This window comes from Bradyrhizobium forestalis (assembly GCF_002795245.1).
Taxonomy (GTDB): Bacteria; Pseudomonadota; Alphaproteobacteria; order Rhizobiales; family Xanthobacteraceae; genus Bradyrhizobium; species Bradyrhizobium forestalis.
Window position 1 is genome coordinate 1 of the sequence record NZ_PGVG01000031.1, and the last position, 22,485, is coordinate 22,485.

A 22,485-nucleotide genomic window follows, 5' to 3' on the forward strand; every position below is an offset into this window, starting at 1 on the left:
AGCCCCCGACATCACGACCTGATTGGCAGTGTTGACGGTGTCACTCGCAATCGTCGGTGCAGCGGGCGCCTTGGTGTCGACGGTGACCGCCACCGCAGCCGACGCCGCGCTGGTCTGACCCGACGAGCTGGTCGCGGTCGCCGTCAGCGTATGCTTCGCATCGGTCAAGACCTTGGTGATGTAGTCCCAGCCTCCGGTCGTAGTCGCAGTCGCCGTACCGATTTGCGTCGAGCCGTCATAGACTTTCACGGTGCTGCCAGCCGCGGCGGTGCCGTGCAAGGTGATCTGACTGGCGTCAGTGATGCCATCCCCGGTCGCCCCGGTGTCAGGCGACCACGACGCAATAACGGGCGCACTCGGGGCCGGGGCCGGGGTCGGCGAGGTCGTCGTACCGCTATTTGCCGACGTGTTGAGCGCTGACGCCAGCGTCGCGCCGTCCGTATAGTTCCCTGAGAACACCGAGTCGTTTCCACGGATCAACGCGTCACCATATTGCGCGCCACCAATGTGATTGTTGGTAAACGACACCCCGGTGATCGAGGCGGTACCCAGGTTGGAGTCCGCGTATACGGTGTAGGCGCCACCGGTCAGCAGGTTATTGGTGACCGTGACATTCGAGACCGGCCCGAAGTCGTTGTCGATCATGACCGCCGAGGTCCATCCCCACTGGTTGATGATCGAATTGCCGCTGATCTGAATGTTGGAGAGGCCTCCATCGATCTGGATGCCGTCATAGTGAGGCGATCCGCCTGCCTGGAGATCGTGGATGTAGTTGCCCTGGATGACGGAGTTGCTCCCGGGAACGATGCCATTCTCCACGTTGAAGATGTTATTCCCGATGAACGTGCCGCTCCCCATGATGCCCTGATTGCCAGTGCCATCCGGTGCCCTGCCGGTACCATCGATGGTGCAGTTCTGGACGACCGCGCCCGTGACTCCGGAATCGATGGTCACCCCGGCCCACCCGCCGGACGTGATCTTGCAGTTCTCAAGCGTCACGTTGTCCGCTTTGATGTAGACGCTTCCGGTGATGTTGAGCCCCGAAACCACCGCTCCCGCCTGCGTAATCACCACGTCTCCCGAAGGAGTGAGCGTCACCCCCGCCGGCACGCCGGTGTTCGTCGCATCAGGCCATGCATTCGTTGTCGTTGCCAAAACAGTTTCTCCGTCTTCTCTGTATTATCCCCGTTAATCGACACCAGCGCTTATTGTGATTTTGCGCCCTCGATTTAATCGTGATCGAGACGCGCCGGTGCCGTGCTTGCGCGGCGTTAATGGTCGTCAGCACACGGCCTTTTTTTGACAAGACCACGGCTCGGTTAAGGTCATTTCGCCGCAAGCGCCGCCAGATTCTTGTTTCCGGAAATACGATGCGGAAATCTACGTTACGGAAATTAAAAGCAATTTCGTTTTAGTCGCGATCAGATGGCCGCAAAATGCACCCACCAGGCACTTCACAGAAAAATTCCTTCACGGTTGCGATCTGGCCAACGATCACAATGGACGAGCGGGCCCGAATCTCAATTCCGCCCGACGTCGTCGCCCATTAAATAAACAAACGGATGTATAAATAAACAGGTCCAGCGCACCATTAAATGCAGCGCGCGAATCGTCTTCCACTGCAGCAAATTGCAGCTCGACGATCCGCACGAGTTTGCTGTGATCCTCGTTCGCCGACGCGTGGGATGACATAGTGAGTGGGGCTTGAGCGATGGAGCGCGATCGCCTCGACTTCGCTCGAACGCGCCGGGACAGAAAAGAAGAGTTCACTCAATAGATCATTGCGAACGAGGGGCGTCGGCAAGAGCTGGCCGCCGCGAGAGCTGCAATCGACGGCTTGATTTCGCCGGCGACCATCAAATCATTTGCCAAGCGGCTAAGTCTTCCGGCACAGAAATACTTTCTCCCCGCGGATGAGCCCATATTGTGCAACTTGCGGCTCGACCGCGGTATATTCATCGACGGCGAAGCCCGCACGTTCGAGCCGGCGCCGGAAATCACGACCGAAAAAGCGGACGTGATCATGCTGATTAAAATACAGGATCCGATCCTCGACTGTTCCCTGCCTCGATCGATCCTCAAACGTCTCCTGCCATCCTTCAATGAGCGGGATCATCGCGACCAAGGTCCCGCCCTCACGCAGGATCCGGTAGAGTTCGGGCATCGCCAGGCGATCGTTCACGTGCTCCAGGATATGGCAGCAGATGATCAGATCGAACCTGTTGCTCTCGATGTCTATTTTTTCAATGTTGATATCGAGATCAGCGCCCTTGCCGCCAAATTCGCAGGTCACATAACTGCGCGGCTTTCTCGCCTCTATATACCTCGTAAGTCCTGTTTCAGGCGCGAAGTGAAGGATATCCTTCCCCGTAAACAGGTTCTGCTCGGTATCGCAAAGCGCCAACAACCGGTGCCGCTCGTGCGACAGACAATTCGGACAGAGCGAGTCGAAGTTGATCCCCAATGCCAGCGGATTTGCGTACGCAAAGAAGCGGCCGCGATATCCGCATACCGGACAGGATCTCTCAAATCGTCCGAACAGGAAGCGGATCGTCCGAAGCCCGCTGCGCAATGACCAGACATAGGGGCGCAGACGTCCCTTGATGCCTCCAGTCGACGATGGCGCCACGTCAAAATTGCTCATCTTGCGCTCCCAACATCTGCCATTCCCTGAGCGAAGCACGCACGCCGATGCAAACGCCCCAGAACGTCCACATGTAGTTCCAAAAATGCACCGTCAAACCTGTGAACAGGAAGACCATGCAGACGATCGTAAAGCCTCTTTGAATTTCCGTCGGACGATGCCCGCGCACAGGCAGCATCGCCGAGAGATTCAAAACGATCAGCAAGATGGTGACCGGTACGCCGTAGTGAAGGCTCGTGACGAGCCACACGCTGTCAACGGTCCGGTCGAGCAGATAATAGCCGAACGTCACGAACCCCGCTCCCGTCAAGGGCGACTGCCACACCTGCGCGGAGACAGCGTCCCAGATCATGAGGCGATAGAATCCCGTCTGAGGCTCCAGCGTCGCGTGGGACAGCAGCCAGCTGAGAGGGTTGTTTGTCACAGCAGTGACCGCCACCAGGAACATGCCCGCCCCCGTCCAAAAGAGAGGCCATCGCCAAGGGCAGCGGCACAGCAGCCGGTCGTAGGCGTAGCCCGACATGACGAGGACCATCCCCATGACAGCGGCCGAAGATAGCGACAGCAATCCGCCGAAGAAGCACAGACACGACCACGACAGACGCTTGATGGCACTTGTCGCCGAGAACAGCACGATGCCTGCAGCCAGCGAGCAGAACACGCCATAAAGGATGGGGTGATCGAATGTCGCGATTGCGCGTCGCAGACCCGCTCGCACGCCATCTGCGCTCGAGGTGCCGTCGTCCATGAACGCCTCAGGTTGCGGTATGAGTGCCGCCATGGCCTCGCGGACGATCCAATGCCCCGTCAACACGTCGGCGAGAGCAACGGATATCGCAATTGCCGTGAATGCCTTGACCAAACGGATGAACTGCTGGACCGCTGGCGGCTCCAGAACGAAGGCTCGCGCGACAAAATAGGCTCCGACAAAGTCGAGGGCCTCTGCAACGGCGGAAAACGCCGATTGAGGTCCGGCGGCATAGCCGGCCGCTCCCACCATGGCGAGCGCAAGCATGCCCGCCAGCCCATCCGACAGCAGGAGCCGCCGGGTGGGCTGCAATAACCGCGCAAGCGCCGGCAGCAGCAGGAGTATGAGGCCTATCCTGGTCGGCGTCAGCTTTGCGCCGGCAATCAGCACCTGCAGCCCCGACGGCAAGACGATGCCCATGAGAAGGAGTGGGACGGCCCAACCGATGCGTTGGGGAATGGTCGATTGGACCCCCGCCTCCGTCGCGCGAATACGCGGCTGCCCCGCGAGGAGAGCATCGCTGGAATAGCTCATGAGGCGATCTCCCAGAAGGGGCTGAAGCAGGCCACCAAATCCGGCAGGCCGTCCAGTTGGCGAGGCAGACGCGGGCGCTTCATCTGATTGCCTCCTGCGCCGCGACGTTGCCAAAGTTCAGATTGCGGACGAGGCGCCAGCCGTCAGTCGCATTTCGAAGATAGGTGGGCCGATTACTCCGAAACAGGGTCGGCCCATACTGTCCGGAACCGATGTGATTGTCGGTGATCGAAACACCCGAGATCGGATTGCCGTTGAACTTCCCGTCCGAGTAGATCGTATAGCTGCCGCCCGCGAGAAGATTGCCTTCGATGACGATATTGGAGACCGGGCCAAACTCGTTGTCGATCATGATAGCGCCGGCCGCGCCGTGAGAATTGACGATCGTGTTGTGCCGGATGACCGTGTCCGAGATGCCGCCATCGATCTGGATCCCATCGTAGTGCGGTGCTCCGCCGGCATTGAGACCGTGAATGAAATTGTCTTCGATCAGACTACCCTTTCCAGTCAGCACGATGCCGTTTTCGACATTGGAGATGTTGTTGCGCTGGAACGTGCCCTGTCCCATGATGCCCTGGTTTCCATTGCCATCGGGACCGGCACCTCGACCGTCGATCGTGCAATCCCTGACGACAACTCCTGTACGATGCGGGTCGATCTTGATGACGGCCCAAGCTTTGGCCGAGATGCGGGACATCTCGATCGTCACGTTGTCGGCGTCGACCGTGACGCCGCCCTGAATGTCCAGTCCCGAAATCGTCGTACCGGCAACAGCAATCGTGAGCGGACCCGATGGCTTCAGCTTGAGATCGCGAGGCGGCCCCGTGTTGCTTGCGTCGGGCCATTGGGAGGCAAATGCCGGCTGTGACGGGCTGTCCGGTTCAGTTGCCACAGCGGCCGTTATCTGGAGTGCTGCGACCGCGGCTGCGATACGGACAACGTTGAGCACCATTCCGCCCCGCCGGCGCTTGTCGCCAAACGCGGGCCCTCCCGCTCCTCGCCATTTCCGCACCTCCCCCGCTGCGCTATTTGATCTCATCGTTCTTCTCGTCCGCCATAGCCCGACGCGCTCATGCCGGCTCGGCTCTCTGTGCCTCGTAACCACCGCCCCACTCTCGCCGACGTCTCCAGACGGCTTCCCAGTACGCCGCATTCTCCTGCCACTCCGCATTGCGCGCCACGGCGGCTGCCATCCCGTAACCGTACCAGCGTGTGAGTGGCACGATCAGATGCAGCACCTGCCCGATCGTCCGCGCAGGCCAGCCAAAATGGCGGTTGATCAGGGTAATTCTTCCCTTGAACACCTTCACCCTCTTGTCGACAGGCACGACGTCGGATGCCCCGCCGTAGTGGACGATGGTCGCCTCAGGCGTGACCGCGGGCCGCGCACCCAGCGATCGTGCCCGATGGCAGAGGTCAGCTTCCTCGCCATACATGAAGAAGGTCGGGTCGAACCCGCCGAGCCTCTCCCACAGCAACCGGTCGATCAGCAGAAAGCAACCCGTAACGATGTCGACGTGCCGCGCGGTATCTCGGTCCCATCCGCCATAGGCCTCGGAATTGAGAATCGGGTTGCGGCGGCCGAAATAGGTGAGCCCCAGCGCAAAGCACAACAAATTCCACAGACTGATTCTTCGAAAGCACGAGGTCCGATTGAGGGTGCCGTCCGGAAAGACGGTGCGGCCGCCCCAGACGTGAAAGGACGGGTTTGCGACAGCGAATTCCAGAAGACGATCGATCGCGCAATCGAGAATAATCGTGTCCGGATTGAGCAGGAGCAATCGTCGGCCCCGCGCCTGTTTCGCAGCCAGATTGTTGGCGCGCGCAAAGCCGATATTGTTGTCCAGGGCAATCAGCCTGACGTCGGGGAATTGACGGGCAATTGCGGCGGCTGATTGGTCGGAGGAGTTGTTGTCGACGACGATCACCTCATAGCTCGCCCCCATTGTCTCTACGGCGATCGATGCCAGACAGTCGAGCGTCATCTCGCGGGTATTGTAGCTCACGACGATGATGGAGAGATCCAGCTGCCGATCGAGCCCCGGACGTTCGTCATCATGGTACGCGTTGCGCATAGCAACCTCGCTCCTTTCGCTCGCTCGTCGCGCTATCGCCTCGGCCCGAGATCAGGTGCTTGTGTCAATTCACTCCGCCGCGCCGGCCTCAATTGTTCCTGTCAGACCGTTGCTCTGCTCATGACGACGCGCGGCCGGCTGAATCTCGACGCCTCGTCCGCTGCCTGGGCGCGCAATGTGCGACGATACCCAACGCGAAACCTGCGCCTTTTGCTTCAGCGCCGGCGCTTCGACAAATCGCCAGGAGGCATACGCCAGAACGAGGGTTACCGATCCCGCCAGCAAGGCCAACGGCCAGCCGGCTGCGAGATCAAATACCGTCAGGAATGCCAATATGACCGGCGAATGGATCAGGTATACGCCGTAGGACAGATCGTGCTTGAGTGGCACTCGGCTGGTGAACTCGGAGAGCCCGAGATAGACCACGACGTAGGGTACACACAGCGGCAGCGCCACCGCACCCACCCCGCCCGCAAGACCGATCAGCGCGACTCCCACAGCGACTGCGGCCCCAATTGCGGAGAACGGGATAGCTTCACGGTAGAGGTAGAGATTCGTGCCGGCGATGAAGTAGACGAAGAGACCGATGAAATCCAAGAGCCGTTGCGGACAAACGGCACGCAGCGATGGCGAGAGCGCCAGCCCAACATAGGCGAGATAGACCAGACCGAAACTGATCATCGTCAGCGCACGTCGGCGCAGAAAGCCCGCCACGCTCAGCGCCGCCAGCACCGCATATGACCAGACTTCGACATTGAGCGTCCATAGCGGTCCGTTGACCTGCACCTCGTGTCCATGCCGCACCACACCGGGCAGGTAGTGCGACATCAGGGTAAGGATGTTCTTCAGATACAGGTAAAGCTGGGCGCTGCCGAAGTATTCAGCCAGGGAATAGGTCGTCAGAGCCGGTCCCAGCACGAACATGGACGCGATGACGACGACGAACAGTGCAGGCAGGATACGCAGCGCTCTATTTATGCCGAACCGGACGAGATCGCCGGACCGGGCCAGGCCAGGCGCCAGCAGGAAACCGCTAACGCAAAAGAAAATAACGACTGCAAATAGACCAAGCTGGATGAATCCACCGCTGAACCGATAAAGGACGTCGTTGACTCCCCACCAAGCATGGTGACCAACCACCATCAGTGCGGCCACAAGCCGGATCTGGTCGAAACCGGGCCCTCGGGCCGAAAGGACGGCAAGCCGATCGCCGATCGTCGTCGCCCTGGCCGGAATCATCGATCTCTCATCTCGCGGTTTTCCGTCTTTTCCGATTACATAATATTAAATGTTAAATGATATTAAATCCAGTGCGCATTTTGGCCGGAACGGCCACCCGATACCCCGGCTACTTGATTGTGGCGCTGGCCGGCCAGTTCGGCTGCCTCGTCGTCGTCTGGCATTCCGCCCGAGGCGGTGACGATGATCGAGGCCGCGAGCCCAAGCGAAAGGAATCCCGGTGTGAACCCGCTCAGCCTGGAGGTCATGCCGAACAATCCATCGCCACGATCCGCCGGAATTCCGAACATCGTCTCAATTCGCAACCCCGCATCAACGCACCAACTCGTCAGCCTGCGCGCCGAAGCGAAATGAGCGCCCGCAGCCTCGTAGCCGCTGCGGCGCCCGGATTGGAGACTCGCTCTGAGATAAGACCGAACGCCCCTTGGGGACATCGTGTTGGGCATCTGGATCACTGCAATCGATTGCTCATGCATGAATGATCGCAGCTTCCGAAGCAGCTTTCGCGGATCCGGAGCGAGGTGCAACAGATTGAGGCATAGAACGCAGTCGTAGGCACCGCGATTGGAATCGATGCTATCCAGATCGGTGTAGATCATCTCGATCCCGTCCCCAGCGGGACCGGCCGCAATGACCGGATCCAGTGGGATTGCCGTGACATGCAGACCTCGCGCCTGCAGGCGCTTTTCCGTCTTGCCAGAACCACAGCCGAGCGAGAGAACGCTGCGCGCCGATACCGGCACGAGCGAGATCATCTCTTCGGATTCAGGTTCATAATAGTCCTTGGAAAAACTCGCGCGGCGAAGGCGCGTCTCTGTTGGAAGCAGCGAGTACGGCAGGCGACGGCCGTCCGCGATCTCCAGCAAAATCTCCTTCTGCCTGCCAAGTTCGTCCACCCCGACTCCCATCCGGCCGACATACCGGTTGGTGAGGTGGTGGACGGTAAACTCCTCCAGGTGTGAGATCGGCACCAGTTTCTTCAAACCACATTGGGTGTATGGATCCGTCGCAGCCGAACAGGCCAGATCATACTTCCCCTGGTGCGGAGCTACATCGAAGCCGCCCGAATGCAGCGCGTTGCCTAGCTGCTCCCGGGTAAGGACAAAGCAGGCGGCGTGCTCGTTGGTGAAATGCGCCAGAACATAGTCGCCATGCCGCTTGACCGATGAGGGATCCCAGTGGAAATGCGCGTGTATATCGGGGTAGTTTCGCTGGCCGTCTTCACCGAATTCGACCCGCAGAAACCCGGCAACCTCGTCCTGTGGCAGAAATGACGTTACATCCAGCCAGGCGCGGATGTTCCTCTCGGTGATCAGAATATCGTCTTCCGAGTAGATGAACAGATCGTACTGGTCATGACGTTCCACGAACAGTTTCTTGTGCGCGAACGGCAGGGACCATGGGTCCCTGGTGGGCATGCCAACAATGCATTCCACCCCGGCCATCGCGCGCTTGTCGATGTTCGACAACACGACGATGTCAATGGCGAGGGACATCGACCTGTATTCTCTGATGACCCGCTCGAGATAGCGGTCATTCGACGTTCCATGGCTTGCAATCGCGACCAGCACGCGAGGCGCGCTACGGCCGTCTTGGCTCATCATATGCTGGGCAGCATGCTCATTCATCGCGCCGGGATCCCAGTGGAGGCGTTCAGCCTCGCATTTAATAATATGCAGATAATATATAATAACGTTGGATAGTCGAGATTATTGTGATTTAATTTTTATTATGTAACGATATATTCCTGCCGAAGTCCAGGCCGGCCTCCGCCGTTTGGCGCGACACTCGGAGAATCCCCTCGCATGAAGGTGCTGGTCTATCCGCATTCCATGGAACTGGGGGGATCGCAGCTCAACGCAGTCCAGCTTGCCGAGGCGGTTCGAGACCTCGGTCATCAGGTTACCGTGGCGTCAGAGACCGGCCCCCTTCTGGACAGGGTAAGGGAGACGGGTCTTGGACATATTGAAATCCCCCGGCATCGGGCCCGCCCCTCGCCTCATGTCAGCCAGATGCTCCGCAGCATCGTTAACGAAGGCGCCGTAGACGTGGTGCACGGTCATGAATGGCCTCCCATCGTCGAGGCTTTTCTGAGCGTTGGACTATCGACGCGGGCTGCCGTGGTGGGAACTGTCATGTCGATGTCCGTCCCCTCCTTCCTGCCCCGCAGCGTTCCCCTGACCGTGGGCACGGAGATGATCCGTCGCGCTGCGATCGCGGCAGGACATCAGGATGTCACCCTGCTCGAGCCGCCGGTCGATACGAAATCCGACCATCCCCTCGTCGATGGCACGAAGTTTCGGGTTGCTCAGAATATTGCTCCTGACGAGCTCGTCATTGCGATGGTCTGCCGGCTGGTGCCGAACCTGAAGCTGGAGGGCCTGCTATCGGCGTGCGATGCCGTCGGCGAAATGGCCCTCGACGGTAGGCCGGCGCGGCTGTTGATCATTGGTGACGGACCGGCGCGTGCCAGCGTCGAAGCGCGGGCGGCCAGAACCAACGCGCTGGTCGGCCGAAACGCCGTCATATTGGTGGGCGAGATGTCCGATCCGCGCCCCGGCTATGCTGCCGCGGATGTCATTATTGGCCAGGGAGGTTCGGCGCTGCGCGGGATGGCCTTTGGCAAACCGCTGGTGGTCATTGGCGAGGACGGGTTCAGCGAGCTGTTGACGCCCGAGAGTGCGCCGACTTTCCTGCAGCAGGGCTGGTATGGATTGGGCAGGGGCTCGCGTGGTGCCGGCGCCGGTGCACTTCGGTCGGCTCTCGAGACCGTTCTCGCCTCAACGTCGCTCCGTCAGGAGCTTGGCGGATTCGGCCGACGACTGGTGGAGCATCGCTTCAGCCTCGCGCACGCGGCGAGAACGATAGAGCAGACTTATCTGCACGCCCTGCGCAGCAAGATCTCGCACCGGCGCCGATTGGCAGATGCCGGCCGATGTGCTGCCAGCCTTGCCCGCTACAAGGTTCAGCGAAAATATCAGCGTTGGATGGGTTTGGCTTCCGCCGAGGACGACAATGATCGGGCGCGAATCTCTGCGGTGCTGTCCGCGAAGACGGTCGCCCCTCGATCAGACAGAGCCGCGTCGGATCCGGCAAGTGAGATATCCGGGCAAGCCGATTCCTGACCAGCCGCGGATCGGCGCAAGTTCAACGGGCAAGTTCACCCTTCACCGCGTCGGCGATACGTTCCTGGTCCGCCGAGTCCATCTGCGCATAAAGTGGAAGCAGGATCGCGTGATCCTGGGCGAGCTCGGATTGTCGCAGATCATGGCGCGGCTCAGCGCCCGCATAGGGCGGCTCGCGATGCGAGCACATGATGCCCCTGCGCGTGGCGATGCCCTGATCGAGCAGCGATTGCATCGTCGCCCGCTGATCCAACCGATCGGGCAAGCGTACACAGTAGCTCTGCCAATTCGATCGCGCCCACTCCGGCTCGGATGGTAACCGCAGTCCCTCAATATTCCCGAGCAGTTCGGCGTAACGGAACGCCAGCGCGCGCCGGCGCGCAATCAGTTGCGGAAGCCGCTCGAGCTGCTTGCGCCCGATCGCGGCCTGCATATCCGTCATTCGATAGTTGTAGCCGACGAGGACATACTCCTCGAAGATGACACGCTGCGACCCGTGACGCACGATATCGGGAACGCTCATCCCGTGTTGACGTAGCAGCCTGAACTTGCGATCGAGCTCGGCATCGGAGGTGGTGAGCATGCCACCCTCACCTGTCGTGATCACCTTGCGCGGATGAAAGGAAAAGCAGGCAATGTCTCCATGCGGCTTGCCGATCGCTTCCCATTGCCCGTTCATCCGGATCTGCGAACCGGCGGCACAGGCCGCGTCCTCGATCACAGCGATCCCGTGGCGGCGCGCGACCGCCACGAGTGCCGCCATGTCACACGGCATGCCCATCTGATGGACCGCGATGATCGCGCGTGTGCGCTCGGTGATGGCTTCGGCCAGCCGAGTGCAGTCCAAATTATACGTTTCGGGCTCGATATCGACAAAAACCGGAGTGGCGCCCTGATATCGGATCACGTTGGCGGTTGCGATGAAGGAGTGGCTGACTGTGATCACCTCGTCGCCCCTGCCGATACCCAACGCCGCCAAGGCGAGTTGCAGGGCGGTGGTGCAATTTGCGACGGCGCAGGCGTGCGGTGCGCCGACGAGTGCGGCGAACTCGTCCTCAAACGCAGCCACCTGCGGACCTTGCGATACCCAGCCGGACAGCACGACGGCGCGCGCAGCATCGGCCTCTTCGTCCGCGAGTAGCGGCACCGCGATCGGGATCACGATGCTGCCGCCTGCTGCTGACGGTCCGAAGCGACATCGCGTTCCGATCGCCACCATTTCACGAGGTCGGCGAGCCCCTGCTCGAGCGAAACCGTGGTGCGGAACCCCAGCAGACGCTCGGCCTTTCCCGTCGATGCCAGCCGTCGCGGCACCGGATTGACGGAGCGCTCAGGTGCAAATTCGGGTGTCAGGTCGCGGCGCCCCATCACCGACGCAAGCACCGTCGCCAATTGCGTCAGGCTGGTCTCAGTACCGCTTCCGACATTGAAGACCTCGTCGGTAATCTTCGCCCTGGCCGCAAGGATGTTGGCGCGCGCGACGTCGCGGACGTGAACGAAATCCATGGTCTGATGGCCGTCACCAAAGATGATGGGAGGTAATCCCGCCTCCAGGCGCTCCATCCAGCGGATCAAGACCTCGGTGTACCGTCCGTGTATATCCATCCGGCTGCCATAGACGTTGAAATACCGGAATGCCACGTAATCAAGGCCGCACACGTCGTTGAAGGCGCGCAGAAGGCCTTCGTTGAACGCCTTGGCTGCCCCATAGAGAGTCCGGTTGTTGTACGGATTCTGTCGCTCTGTTGTCGGAAACTCCTCGGCCATGCCATAGACGGATGCCGAGGACGCGGCGATGATCTTCTCGATGTCGTGCTTGATGCACAGCTCCAGGAGGTCATAGGTGGCGTCCACCATGACCTCCTTGGCCAGGCGCGGCTCTGCCGCGCAATGAGTGATGCGGAGTGCGGCCTGGTGAAACACGATGTCGGCGGCTTTCACCAAGGCTTCCATCAGCTTGCGATCGCGTATGTCGCCGTGAACCAGTCTCACCGGCCCCCGTCCGAGCGCGCGCCGGAGATTTTCCGGTCGACCTCTGACCATGTTGTCGAGGGCAACGATCTCGATGCACCCCTCATCGCAGAGCAGATCAACGATGTGGGAGCCGATGAATCCCGCCCCACCAGTGACCAGAACGCGCTTTCCCTTGAGCTCAATCAAGACGCCCTCCTGTTGCAGGACCTCGTTATGAAGCTTTGTGAATGCTGCGCTCGGTTGCTGGCGGCCTCGCTGGGTCGCAATGCTCCGGCGTTCCTCAAAGTGGAGGCAATTGCGGTCGCCTGGTCCGGCAGCAACTCGGGATAAATGGGAAGGGAAAGAAAGTCGTTCGCAAGCTCCTCGGTTACCGGCAGATCACCGGCCCGATAACCAAGTTCTGCATAGGCTTTTTGCAGATGCACTGGAACGGGATAGTGAATCCCTGCGCCGATGCCGGCCTCCCGCAATACCGTTAGCGCGTCGTCGCGCCGCTGCAATCTGACGGAATAGACATGATACACGTGGCGGGCGTGCCTGGGCGGCTCGGGACGCGCGAATGGCAACTCGGAAAGCAGTTCGTCGTATCGTTCTGCGAGCGATCGGCGGGCCTCGGTCCAGCGCTCGATGTAGTCCAGCTTGACATTCAGTATCGCGCTCTGGATCTCATCCATGCGATAATTGTATCCGGCAATGACGTGGTCGTATTTCGCCTCCTGCCCCCAGTCCCGCAGCAGTGACACGCGGCGCGCGAATTCAGGCCGATCCGTTACGACCGCCCCACCCTCGCCGAACGCCCCCAGGTTCTTGCCCGGATAAAAGCTGAAGCACCCCAGATCCCCGATCGAACCTGCACGGCGTCCCCGGTATTCCGCGCCGTGCGCCTGCGCGGCGTCCTCGATGACCACCAGACCGTGACGCCGCGCGATCGACATGATGGGATCCATCTCGGCCATCAACCCGTGGAGGTGGACCGGCAGGATGGCTTTGGTTCGCGGTGTTATCGCAGCCTCGATCAGACCGGGATCCATCGTCCACGTGACCGGGTCAACGTCGACAAACACCGGTTTGGCGCCGCTATAGAGAATCGCCGCGGTTGTCGCCACGAATGTCATGGACACCGTGATGACCTCATCACCGGGTCCAACGCCCGCCGCCAGCAGTGCAAGGTGGAGCGCCGACGTCCCACTATTCACCGCAACGCAATGCGAGGTCCGGCAATATTCCGCGAAGCGACCCTCGAAGGCCGTCGCCTCCGGCCCGAGCACGAAGTGCCCGCTGCTGACGACCCTGGCCACCGCGGCGTCGATTTCCGGCTTGATTTGACGGTATTGGGCTTTCAGATCCAGGAAGGGTATCAAGATTCAACACCTTGGATTTGGCCGACTATATATCAAAAATTAACTCTCATTATAATATTAAATCAAGCGTCATTTTCAATAAAATAAATGGTGATTAATTCGATCTGACCTTAGGACGCCTCGCTGATGACGGCGCGATCGGCGGCGGTCATATTTCCGGTTGCGGAAATAGTCCGAGCCGGCACCCCCGCGACGGTGGCGCCCGTGGGAACGTCCTTCGTCACTACACTGCCCGCGCCGACGCACGCCCCCGCACCGATTGTCACACCACATAGAATGGTGGCGTTGGAGCCGATGGAAGCGCCCCTCCCGACGTGAGTGCGCTGCAACGTCCAGTCCGAAGCTTGCTGAGGACGGCCATCCGCCGTTGTTGCTCTCGGATGCTTGTCATTTGTGAACATCACACCGTGACCGATAAACACCTCGTCCTCGATCGTGACGCCCTCGCAGATGAAGCTATGCGAGGATATCTTGCAGCGCGCACCTATCTTCGCCCCCGCCTGGATTTCGACGAACGCTCCGATCCTGCTCTCGTCGCCAACGGTGCAGCCGTATAGATTGACCAGTTCCGGGTGAGGAATGCGGACGTCGCGACCGAGCTTGACGTCTTCTTTGATGGGCATGTCCGAACTCCGAATGATGTGGCCGAAGCCGTTATGGCGCCGTTCGCGAAGGCCACAGCCCCGGCGCCATTCTCGCGAGGCCGGTTGCGGCGTAGTGAAACTGCTGCAACAGCGGGTGCCCAGTCATCGCCAGTCCCAGCCCCCAACAAAGCACAGCGACGGCGAAGGCTGATGCCAAGCCCGCAAGCGACGTGAATCCTTGTGTGTCCGTCAGCGCCGCACAGATAGATACGCCGGCAGTCACAAGAGCGGCTACAGCTCCGCTTCTGAGTAGGGTGCGTACAAATTCGCCGGGCCGAAGATCGAGATGTCGTCCGAGGAAGTAAAACGCCACCGCTGCTTGAAATGGCAATGTCACAAGAGCGGCTGCGGCAACGGCGTGCACGCCCAGAAACGATGCGCCGAAGATGACCAGCAGCGAGGGGGGCAACGAAATCAAGGACGAGATCAGCGCATCCTGCACCCTTCCGACCGCAACAAACACCGGGTAGGTCAGGCAGGCGGCGAAGAGCGCAAGATTGCCAATACAGAGCAGTTGCACGAGCGGCACGATCTCCAGCCACGTTGGGCCGAGCCAGATCAGAATGATTGGCCGGGCCATGATTGCCATGAAGGCCAAGAACGGCCACTGCACTGCGGAGAGCAACTGAATGGCCTCCAGATAGACGGCCTTGAGATCGCCCCCTGTTTTATTTCGCGCCACAACCGCAGGCATGACGACCGGGCTTATGACTTGCGTGACCAGCTTATCGAAAATCTGCGTCGATGCGGTTGCTCGGCTGTAAAGACCGACGGCCGTAAAGTCGAGCACTCTCGCCAGGAACAGCTGCGGTGCCAGGCCATAGAACACATTTACGACACTAACCGCGCCCGAGTAGAGGCCGAAGCCGACGATCTCTCGGCAATCGACCAGGGACGGACGCATCGCACCGAAATCTTTCCGCCATATCAGCAGCATCACGGCCAGCACCGCATTGCCGGCCACCGCTCCCCAGAGCGGGGCCATGTAGCTGAAGTGGGCCATGGCGAGCGAGATCGAAACGACAGCGATAGTCGCACCTGCCGCAAGGTTACAGATTGCGAGTGCTCCAAACTGCATCTCACGACGGAACAATGCGGCTATGGTGCCAGAGAACGGCAGCAAGAGAAAATTCAGGGCGGAGATCTCGATGCCTTGGCGCAAGCCGTCCAGCTCGAACAGATGCGCGATGGGCTGCGCAAACACGAACAGCATGAAAGCGGTGGCCGCCGAGATAATGAGCGTAATCGTGAACGTGGTCTGCACGCTTGCCCGCGACAAATCGCGCTTCTGAATCAGATAGCTTGCGCCTGCAAACTCCTGGAAGCAGGCGGCAATGATGGATGTGATGGCATTCACGACGGCATAGATGCCAAACTCCTCCGGGGACAGCAAACGGGCAAGCACGGCGGTCGCGACAAAGACCAGCAGCAGGCCGATGTATCGGTCGAGCGCGGAGAACAGGATCGAGCGCTGCACGGACCTCATTGCATTGTCTGCCATGTCGATTAGGTCAGCCAGATCCCCGCACGCATCATGCTATCGCTCTCGCGCGTTGCCGGGTTCCGTAAGAATCTCGCAGCAATACCGGCGCGCCCTGTTTTGCGATCGAGCACGATGCTGCCTCCAAGACTTCGATCACGCGCAGTCCGGAGGTGCCGCTGGAAATCGGCTGGCCACCGGTGCGAACGCAATCGACAAAATGCTCCACCTCCGTCTGTAGCGCCTCCGTTGGCGAGATATGCGGAGCCCACATGTCGCCGGCCCGATACCCAATCCGAAATTGATGCGCATCCTCGGGAGGCGCATCAAGCGTGATTCCCTTGTCATAGACCTTGATCTTCTCGGTCGGCTCGAGGTCGTCATAGACGATCATCTTCTTGCTGCCACCGATGAAAGTCTGGCGAACCTTGACGGGCGAGAGCCAATTGACGCTGACGTGGGCCACGCACGCGTCGGCAAAAAACAGCGTGATGTGCGCCATGTTCTCCGGCGAGCCGAAGACGTGGCACGACCCGGTTGCCGAGACGGCGATCGGCTCCTGATCGAGGATATGGTGGATGATCGAGATATCGTGCACCGCCAAGTCCCAGATCACATTGACGTCCTTTTGAAACAACCCGAGACTCGCGCGTGTGCTGTCGTAGTAGTAGATGTCTCCGAGCTCCCGGCTCAGCAGGAGCTCCCGAATCTTCTGGACCGCCGGCGTGTAGAGGAAGGTATGATCGACCATGAGCGTCAATCCGCGCCGATCCGCTTCCTCGATCAAGCGCGTCACGAGCTCAGCGCTCTGCGCAAGCGGCTTTTCGACCAGAACATGCTTTCCGGCTCTCAACGCCGCAATTGCCAGCTCGTAGTGCGTATGCACCGGCGTCGCGATAGCGATCGCATCGATACGGCCGTCCTTCAGCAGATCTTCATAGCGAGGGGTCGTTTCCACCGCCGGGTAAAGCAGCGTTATCGCTCCGAGCCTTCCTGGGTTCAGGTCGCTCACGCTGACGACGCGGGTGGCAGGATTGATCGAGAAATTGCGGACGAGATTGGGGCCCCAATAACCGTAGCCCACGACGCCGATTCCCAGTTGACTGTCTCGCATGCTAGCCTCGATGCATCCAGAGAGTACGCTTCCAATCATTCCGTCGCCGACGATCACATCACGCCAAGCACTAGGTCCGCGCCGGCATGTCCTGCCATATGCCTCGCGTATCTATGACGTCGAGATGCCGACGCTCCGACAGGGGTACCATCTTGAACTCGTCATGATCGACGAGGAGAACCGCGATTTCGCAACTGCGCAGAGCCTCCTCGATGTTCACGAAAGCGACACGGTGATCGGCCAGCTGGGGCGGCAGACGGCGAAGGTTCGGCTCAACGACCTTGACCCGTTCTCCGTACTTTGCCGCGAGATGCGTGGCTATTTCCATGGCGGGACTTTCGCGCAGATCGTCGACATTGGCCTTGAAGGTCAATCCACAACAGGCGATGTTTGCATAGGGATGATCGTCGATCAGCGCCTCGGTACGCTCGATGATCTTCTGCGTTTTGGCGTTGTTGACTTCCCGGCTGGTCCGCATCACCCGAGCGAGGTCCGGTGCGGAGTCGATGATGAACCAGGGATCGACCGCAATGCAGTGCCCGCCTACGCCCGGTCCTGGCCGCAGCACGTTCACGCGGGGGTGGCGGTTGGCGATGTCGATCACTTCCCAGACATTGATGTCGAACCTATCGCAGATCAGCGAGAGCTCGTTCGCAAAGGCTATATTGGTATCGCGGAAGGCGTTCTCCGTCAGCTTGACCAACTCGGCTGTGCGCGCCGTGGTACCGACGCAAGCCCCGCGAACGAACATCTTGTAGAAGCGTTGAGCACGACGCGTGCAAGTCGGCGTAATGCCCCCAATGCATCTGTCGTTATTGATGAGCTCGGTCAGGATCCGCCCCGGTAACACGCGTTCTGGGCAGTAGGCGACGTAGATCGCCCCGTCTTCCTTGCCGTTGACGCCGATATGCAACTCTGGCCTTCTCTCGATGATCCGTTTTGCGATCGCCTCGGTGGTCCCGATCGGCGACGTCGATTCGAGGATGACGAGATTGCCTGGTGCAAGGATATTGACGATCTGGTCGACGGCGGCATTCACACTCGACAAGTCCGGACGGTTGTCGCGATCGATTGGCGTCGGCACCGCGATGATGAAGACGTCGGCCGCCTGCGGCTTGGTGGCTGTCGTCAGGGCGCCGCTCGACACGACCTTGGAAACGAGGCCATCGAGATCTGGCTCCGCGATGTGAATTCTTCCGGATGCAACCGTGTCGACGATGCGCTCATTGGTGTCGATACCGACCACCTGCAGTCCCCGGCTCGCAATCAGGGCCGCGGTCGGCAGCCCGATATAACCAAGTCCAACGACATTGATCTTCTGGAATTCAGGCATTGAGAAGAACCTTCACGATACGCTCGCTCGCGTGCCCGTCACCGAACGGGTTATGCGAACGGGCCATGGCCGCATAAGTCTCGTCGTCGTCGAGCAGGCGAAATGTCTCCGCGACGATCTTGTCGTAGTTCGCGCCGACGAGACGCGCCGTCCCGGCTTCCACCCCCTCGGGGCGCTCGGTCGTGTCGCGCATGACCAGGACTGGTTTCCCGAAAGTGGGAGCCTCCTCCTGCACGCCACCTGAATCCGTCAGGACCAGATGCGACAACGACAGCAGGCTGACGAAGTCCGTATATTCCTGCGGGGAAATGAGGACGACCCTCGGGTGATCCGACAATCGGGACGCAAACAAGTCGCGCACATTCGGATTCGGGTGCACGGGGAGCACCACCGCAACGTCTTCCCTGCGCAGGATCGTTTCCAAGGCGTTCACGATGTTGATGACGCCGCCGCCGAAATTCTCGCGCCGATGGCAGGTCACCAGGATGATGCGCCGGTTGCCGTGACGCTTCTTGATGCCATCCCAGCGGCCCGAGAGTCCGGGATCGGATTCGACCATGGCTTTCGCGAGGATGAGAGCGTCCACCACCGTGTTTCCGGTGACGTGGATGCGGTCGTCCGAGACGTTTTCGGAGCGCAGCGCGCGCGCCGCCCGCTCGGTCGGGGCAAAATGCTGATCTGCGATCGAGCCGACGATCTTGCGGTTCACCTCCTCGGGCCAGGGAGAAAAGATGTCGCCGCTGCGCAGTCCGGCCTCGATGTGAGAAACTGGTATCCGGTGATAATAGGACGCAAGTGCGCCAGCCATGGCGGTCGCTGTGTCGCCTTGGACGATAACCCTGGTAGGCCTCACTTTCTCGAGGAGCTCACCGACTTCTCCGAGCAGCCGAGCGGTCAGATGATCCAGCGTCTGATTGGCCGTCATGACGTTCAGGTCGAAATCCGGGACAACTTTGGCGAGCTTGAGGACCTGATCAAGCAGCTGGCGATGCTGTGCCGTCGCACAGATCGTCAGGGAAATGTCCTTGCGGTTCTCGGCCTTGAGCCGGTTGATGACCGGAAAGAGCTTGATTGCTTCGGGCCGGGTCCCCAACAGGATGAAGAAATGCTTCTGCACGTCTCACCCTCCGATCCGACTCGGGCCCGGCGGCACGGGACCCGGCGCACCCAGCGTGTGCTGAATCGCCTGCTTGATGAGCGCCTGCGCCAGGATGCCCGCAAACAGCGTGTTCGTCGTGGCGTATCGCCACCACATCCTCCCGGGCTCTTGATAGATGCGGTACAGCCATTCGAGGCCCAGCCTCTGAATCCGTGCGGGCGCGCGGCGAACGTTGCCTGCGAGAATATCGAACGCACCACCCACACCCATGATGAAAGCTACGCCGAGATCATCGCGGTGAGCAGCCAGAAAGCGCTCCTTCCGCGGTGTCGGCATGCCGATGAAGAGACAATCGGCCCCGCTGGATCGGATATCCCGAACGACGTCACTCTCCTGCTCGGGCCTGAAGTAGCCGTCATGCCAGCCCGCAAAGACAAGTGAGGGATGTCTCCCGCGCGCGCGTTGCATTGCCTGGTGCAGCACGGCCTGGGTGGCTCCGAGGAAATACGGCTTGAAGCCTTCCCGCGCACACACCGCGAGCAGTTCGGCCAGGAGATCGACGCCGGCGACCCGCGACGCCGCCGGAAGCCCCACAGCGCGAGCGCCCCAGAGAATCCCCATGCCATCTATGCTGACAATGTCGCTGTTGGCGACATCGGCCGCGAGCACAGGATCGGATCGCATCTTGACGAATTTGGCGACGTTCAGCGCCACATGCTGCAGTCGTCGGCGGCTGCGCATGGCGCCGCACGCCAGCTCTACGGTTTCCGCCATTGTCAGCAGGTCGATGGGGCACGCCAGGAACGATGCACGCATTTGAATCGACCCTCCAAAACGCAATTTGTTTAAGTTGCATTTAAGATTATAATAGCGATAATAAATGGCAAATATTTAATTGCAAGGATTAAATGCACGCCTCCAATTAGGCGCGGAATGAGCGTTTCCGCGCCGGCGGACATGCAGCGGGCCAAGGGAAATTAAATAGGGCTTTGATGAAATGATTTCGGTCATCATTCCCCACCTCAACCAGGCGGAGGCTCTGGAAGCCTGTTTGCGAAGCCTGGATGCGCAGACCCTGTCCCGGGACCTGTTCGAGGTCCTCGTGGTGGACAACGGCTCGGCAATGCCCCCGGTCGAGGTCGTTGCCGGGCATCCCGACGTAAGGTTGATGTATGAATCGCATCCCGGTCCGGGTCCGGCGCGAAACGCGGGCGCGGCCTATGCGAGGGGTGACATTCTCGCCTTTATGGACGCCGACTGCCGGGCTCATCCGGACTGGCTGGCCGCGATACACGAGGCGTTCCAGCAAGTCAGGCCGGCGACGATCCTTGGCGGAGAGGTCCGCATCCGGCCTGCCGTCGAAGGGTGTTTCACCGCGATCGAAGCCTACGAGAGCGTTTTCGGCTTTCGCAATCGCTTGTACGTCACCAAGCACGGCTACTCGGTCACGGCAAATCTCGCGGTTCGCCGTGCCGACTTTGCGAGGGTCGGACCTTTCCCGGGCATTCAGTTCGCGGAAGACATGCAATGGGGACAAATGGCCATCCGTGCCGGCTGCGAATTTCGCTACGTCCCCGGGATGGTCGTGTTCCACCCTGCGCGGCGCTCGCTTCGAGAGCTCTATGCAAAATGGGATCGCCAAATCACGCACTACCGCAACATGGCACAGGGCGCGCGCGGCTGGCAGCTGCGCTGGCTCGCCATGGCCCTGCTCGTCCTCGCATCACCGGCGGCCGGCGCAATCACCGTCATGACGAGCGGGCGCCTCCATGGGATCCGCGCCCGCCTCAAAGCAATCGCCGTTCTCTGCGCAGTTCGGAGCCATCGAACAGCCAAGATGCTGGCCCTGCTTCGGAGAGAGGGCGCGGTCGTCTGGAATCGCTAACTGATGCCGCCGCCGTTGCGCTGCGACTGGCCGCCGGGCGGGCACGATGGCTGGTCGAAGACCGCGTTGTAGCTGAGGTCCCGCACGTCGGTTCGCCGGCCGAACGACCACAGGATCCAGCCGAGTTCGTAGCTGCGGCACTCGAGTCGAACTCTCACGTCGGCACTGTCGATCAGCGCCTCCGCGTTTTCGAGCCAAGTGTTTCTGAGCGCGCGCAACATCCGCGGAGCCCTGCTCTTCAGTTCATGCTTGCGAACCTGCGAACGGATCGTCAGGCCAAGTTCCGGCGCAAGCATGGTCCGGCCCAGCTGGTTGTGGCCAAGCACCCAATTGAATCCTTTGACCAGGGCATCCCGCGCTCCCCGTCGTCCAAAACGCTCGGCCCATTCCAGCAGCGCCGGGGCCATTCCATACTGATGGACCGAATAGACCTCGTAGAAATCGAGGACGCGGCCACTCATCGCATCGAAGAACCACGGCCATTCGCCCTGGGGTCCCTGAAGCGCAATCAGATTGCGCACACAGGTGTCGGCCATGACGAGCGCGGATACGTCGCCGGTGAATTCACCGTACTGATAGCAGGCGATTGAAAGATAGGTCTGTGTCGCGAATGACGCAAAGCGGCGACGGAAGCCGGACGGCGCATCGAAAAACAATCCGGACTCGCTATGGAAACGCTCCTTGAGGAAACGGTAGAGCGGTCCGGCGAAGCATAGCCACTCCCTCTCGCCTGCCCTGGCCTGCGCGATGACTCCCGTCAGCAGCATGCCGAGGTCCTGGGCCCGAAACGCTCGCCACTGCGGCTCATCCGAAAGAATCGTTTTCAGCTCGAACCTTACCCGCTCCGGAATGGGAAGGCGGAGCTCGGCGGCGGCCCATAAGGCCATGCCGAACGCATATTTGCGCACAGGAAGCGCGGTGAGACCCATGGCATTTCGATGGAATATCTCTGGGAGATCAATGTCAGCCGGAAGTTCCGCGACCCGCGACATCCCAAGCAAGACATTGAGGGTATAGAACACGTCGCTATGCGCGATCGACTCGTTCGGCGAAGCCCGCCCGTCGAGGTGATAGATGTGCGACCAACGGCGTTCCCTCGGCAACCAGCAGCGTTCCAGCCCCCTGAGCGCATAGTTCACCAGAGGGGAGTTTGGCGACAGCTCCTTCGCTGGAGCCGGCACAATGAGCTTCACACTAGAATTTGGACTGATCATCATCGACAGTGCACCA

General features: G+C 60.4%; 19 protein-coding genes. 2 read left to right on the forward strand and 17 right to left on the reverse strand.

All coding sequences use genetic code 11. From position 1 onward, the window contains the following. The 7 genes from CVM73_RS28565 to CVM73_RS28595 all read right to left on the reverse strand — a co-directional run. Positions 1-1,155, reverse strand: a 1,155-nt coding sequence (locus CVM73_RS28565; RefSeq protein WP_208639250.1) for a right-handed parallel beta-helix repeat-containing protein, incomplete at its 3' end; no start/stop codon positions are given. A gap of 721 nt (positions 1,156-1,876) precedes the next feature. After that, complete coding sequence (locus CVM73_RS28570; RefSeq protein WP_100235132.1) at positions 1,877-2,644, reverse strand: class I SAM-dependent methyltransferase; 768 nt, start codon at positions 2,642-2,644, stop codon at positions 1,877-1,879. Further along, entirely contained in the window at positions 2,631-3,926 is a 1,296-nt protein-coding gene (locus CVM73_RS28575; protein WP_100235133.1) for an O-antigen ligase family protein, read from the reverse strand. The genes CVM73_RS28570 and CVM73_RS28575 overlap by 14 nt, the downstream gene beginning before the upstream one ends. A gap of 79 nt (positions 3,927-4,005) precedes the next feature. Continuing rightward, positions 4,006-4,878: a right-handed parallel beta-helix repeat-containing protein gene (locus tag CVM73_RS28580; RefSeq protein ID WP_158237611.1), complete on the reverse strand. Its 873-nt coding sequence runs from the start codon at positions 4,876-4,878 to the stop codon at positions 4,006-4,008. Between the two features lie 118 nt (positions 4,879-4,996). Beyond that, a complete protein-coding gene (locus CVM73_RS28585; RefSeq protein ID WP_100235135.1) occupies positions 4,997-6,001 on the reverse strand; it encodes a glycosyltransferase family 2 protein in 1,005 nt (334 codons plus the stop codon). Positions 6,002-6,070: 69 nt separating this feature from the next. Further along, complete coding sequence (locus CVM73_RS28590) at positions 6,071-7,240, reverse strand: acyltransferase family protein (RefSeq protein WP_100235136.1); 1,170 nt, start codon at positions 7,238-7,240, stop codon at positions 6,071-6,073. Between the two features lie 62 nt (positions 7,241-7,302). Next, the gene (locus CVM73_RS28595) at positions 7,303-8,868 is read right to left on the reverse strand and encodes a class I SAM-dependent methyltransferase (RefSeq protein WP_245452454.1); all 1,566 of its coding nucleotides are present in this window, start codon (positions 8,866-8,868) and stop codon (positions 7,303-7,305) included. A 177-nt stretch (positions 8,869-9,045) separates the two neighbouring features. Here CVM73_RS28595 and CVM73_RS28600 point away from each other — a divergent pair, with 177 nt between their 5' ends. Further along, positions 9,046-10,365: a glycosyltransferase family 4 protein gene (locus CVM73_RS28600; protein WP_100235137.1), complete on the forward strand. Its 1,320-nt coding sequence runs from the start codon at positions 9,046-9,048 to the stop codon at positions 10,363-10,365. 22 nt (positions 10,366-10,387) lie between these two features. Here CVM73_RS28600 and CVM73_RS28605 read toward each other — a convergent pair whose 3' ends face one another. From CVM73_RS28605 to CVM73_RS28645, 9 genes are all read right to left on the reverse strand, one after another. Then, positions 10,388-11,584 carry a DegT/DnrJ/EryC1/StrS family aminotransferase gene (locus tag CVM73_RS28605; protein ID WP_167407124.1) on the reverse strand — a complete coding sequence of 399 codons (1,197 nt, stop codon included), beginning with the start codon at positions 11,582-11,584 and terminating at the stop codon, positions 10,388-10,390. After that, positions 11,524-12,525 (reverse strand): NAD-dependent epimerase/dehydratase family protein, encoded by a 1,002-nt coding sequence (locus CVM73_RS28610; RefSeq protein WP_100235139.1) that lies wholly within the window; start codon positions 12,523-12,525, stop codon positions 11,524-11,526. The genes CVM73_RS28605 and CVM73_RS28610 overlap by 61 nt, the downstream gene beginning before the upstream one ends. Beyond that, positions 12,522-13,700, reverse strand: coding sequence for a DegT/DnrJ/EryC1/StrS family aminotransferase (locus tag CVM73_RS28615; RefSeq protein ID WP_100235140.1), 1,179 nt, complete (start codon positions 13,698-13,700; stop codon positions 12,522-12,524). Before CVM73_RS28615 ends, CVM73_RS28610 begins: the two co-directional genes overlap by 4 nt. A gap of 110 nt (positions 13,701-13,810) precedes the next feature. Then, on the reverse strand, positions 13,811-14,323 hold the full coding sequence (locus CVM73_RS28620) for an acyltransferase (protein WP_100235141.1): 513 nt from the start codon (positions 14,321-14,323) through the stop codon (positions 13,811-13,813). Between the two features lie 31 nt (positions 14,324-14,354). Further along, complete coding sequence (locus tag CVM73_RS28625) at positions 14,355-15,830, reverse strand: oligosaccharide flippase family protein (RefSeq protein WP_100235201.1); 1,476 nt, start codon at positions 15,828-15,830, stop codon at positions 14,355-14,357. A 46-nt stretch (positions 15,831-15,876) separates the two neighbouring features. Then, complete coding sequence (locus CVM73_RS28630; RefSeq protein ID WP_100235142.1) at positions 15,877-16,938, reverse strand: Gfo/Idh/MocA family protein; 1,062 nt, start codon at positions 16,936-16,938, stop codon at positions 15,877-15,879. Positions 16,939-17,008: 70 nt separating this feature from the next. Further along, the gene (gene wecC, locus CVM73_RS28635) at positions 17,009-18,271 is read right to left on the reverse strand and encodes a UDP-N-acetyl-D-mannosamine dehydrogenase (RefSeq protein ID WP_100235143.1); all 1,263 of its coding nucleotides are present in this window, start codon (positions 18,269-18,271) and stop codon (positions 17,009-17,011) included. After that, positions 18,264-19,388 carry a non-hydrolyzing UDP-N-acetylglucosamine 2-epimerase gene (gene wecB / locus CVM73_RS28640; RefSeq protein ID WP_100235144.1) on the reverse strand — a complete coding sequence of 375 codons (1,125 nt, stop codon included), beginning with the start codon at positions 19,386-19,388 and terminating at the stop codon, positions 18,264-18,266. The genes wecC and wecB overlap by 8 nt, the downstream gene beginning before the upstream one ends. A 3-nt stretch (positions 19,389-19,391) precedes the next feature. After that, positions 19,392-20,186 carry a WecB/TagA/CpsF family glycosyltransferase gene (locus CVM73_RS28645; RefSeq protein ID WP_100235145.1) on the reverse strand — a complete coding sequence of 265 codons (795 nt, stop codon included), beginning with the start codon at positions 20,184-20,186 and terminating at the stop codon, positions 19,392-19,394. 181 nt (positions 20,187-20,367) lie between these two features. On the opposite strand from CVM73_RS28645, the gene CVM73_RS28650 reads away from it, so the two are divergent. Beyond that, positions 20,368-21,255: a glycosyltransferase family 2 protein gene (locus CVM73_RS28650; protein ID WP_100235146.1), complete on the forward strand. Its 888-nt coding sequence runs from the start codon at positions 20,368-20,370 to the stop codon at positions 21,253-21,255. Here CVM73_RS28650 and CVM73_RS28655 read toward each other — a convergent pair. Continuing rightward, positions 21,252-22,472 (reverse strand): hypothetical protein, encoded by a 1,221-nt coding sequence (locus CVM73_RS28655; RefSeq protein ID WP_100235147.1) that lies wholly within the window; start codon positions 22,470-22,472, stop codon positions 21,252-21,254. The two genes, CVM73_RS28650 and CVM73_RS28655, sit on opposite strands and share 4 nt — an antisense overlap. Between the last annotated feature and the right edge of the window lie 13 nt (positions 22,473-22,485).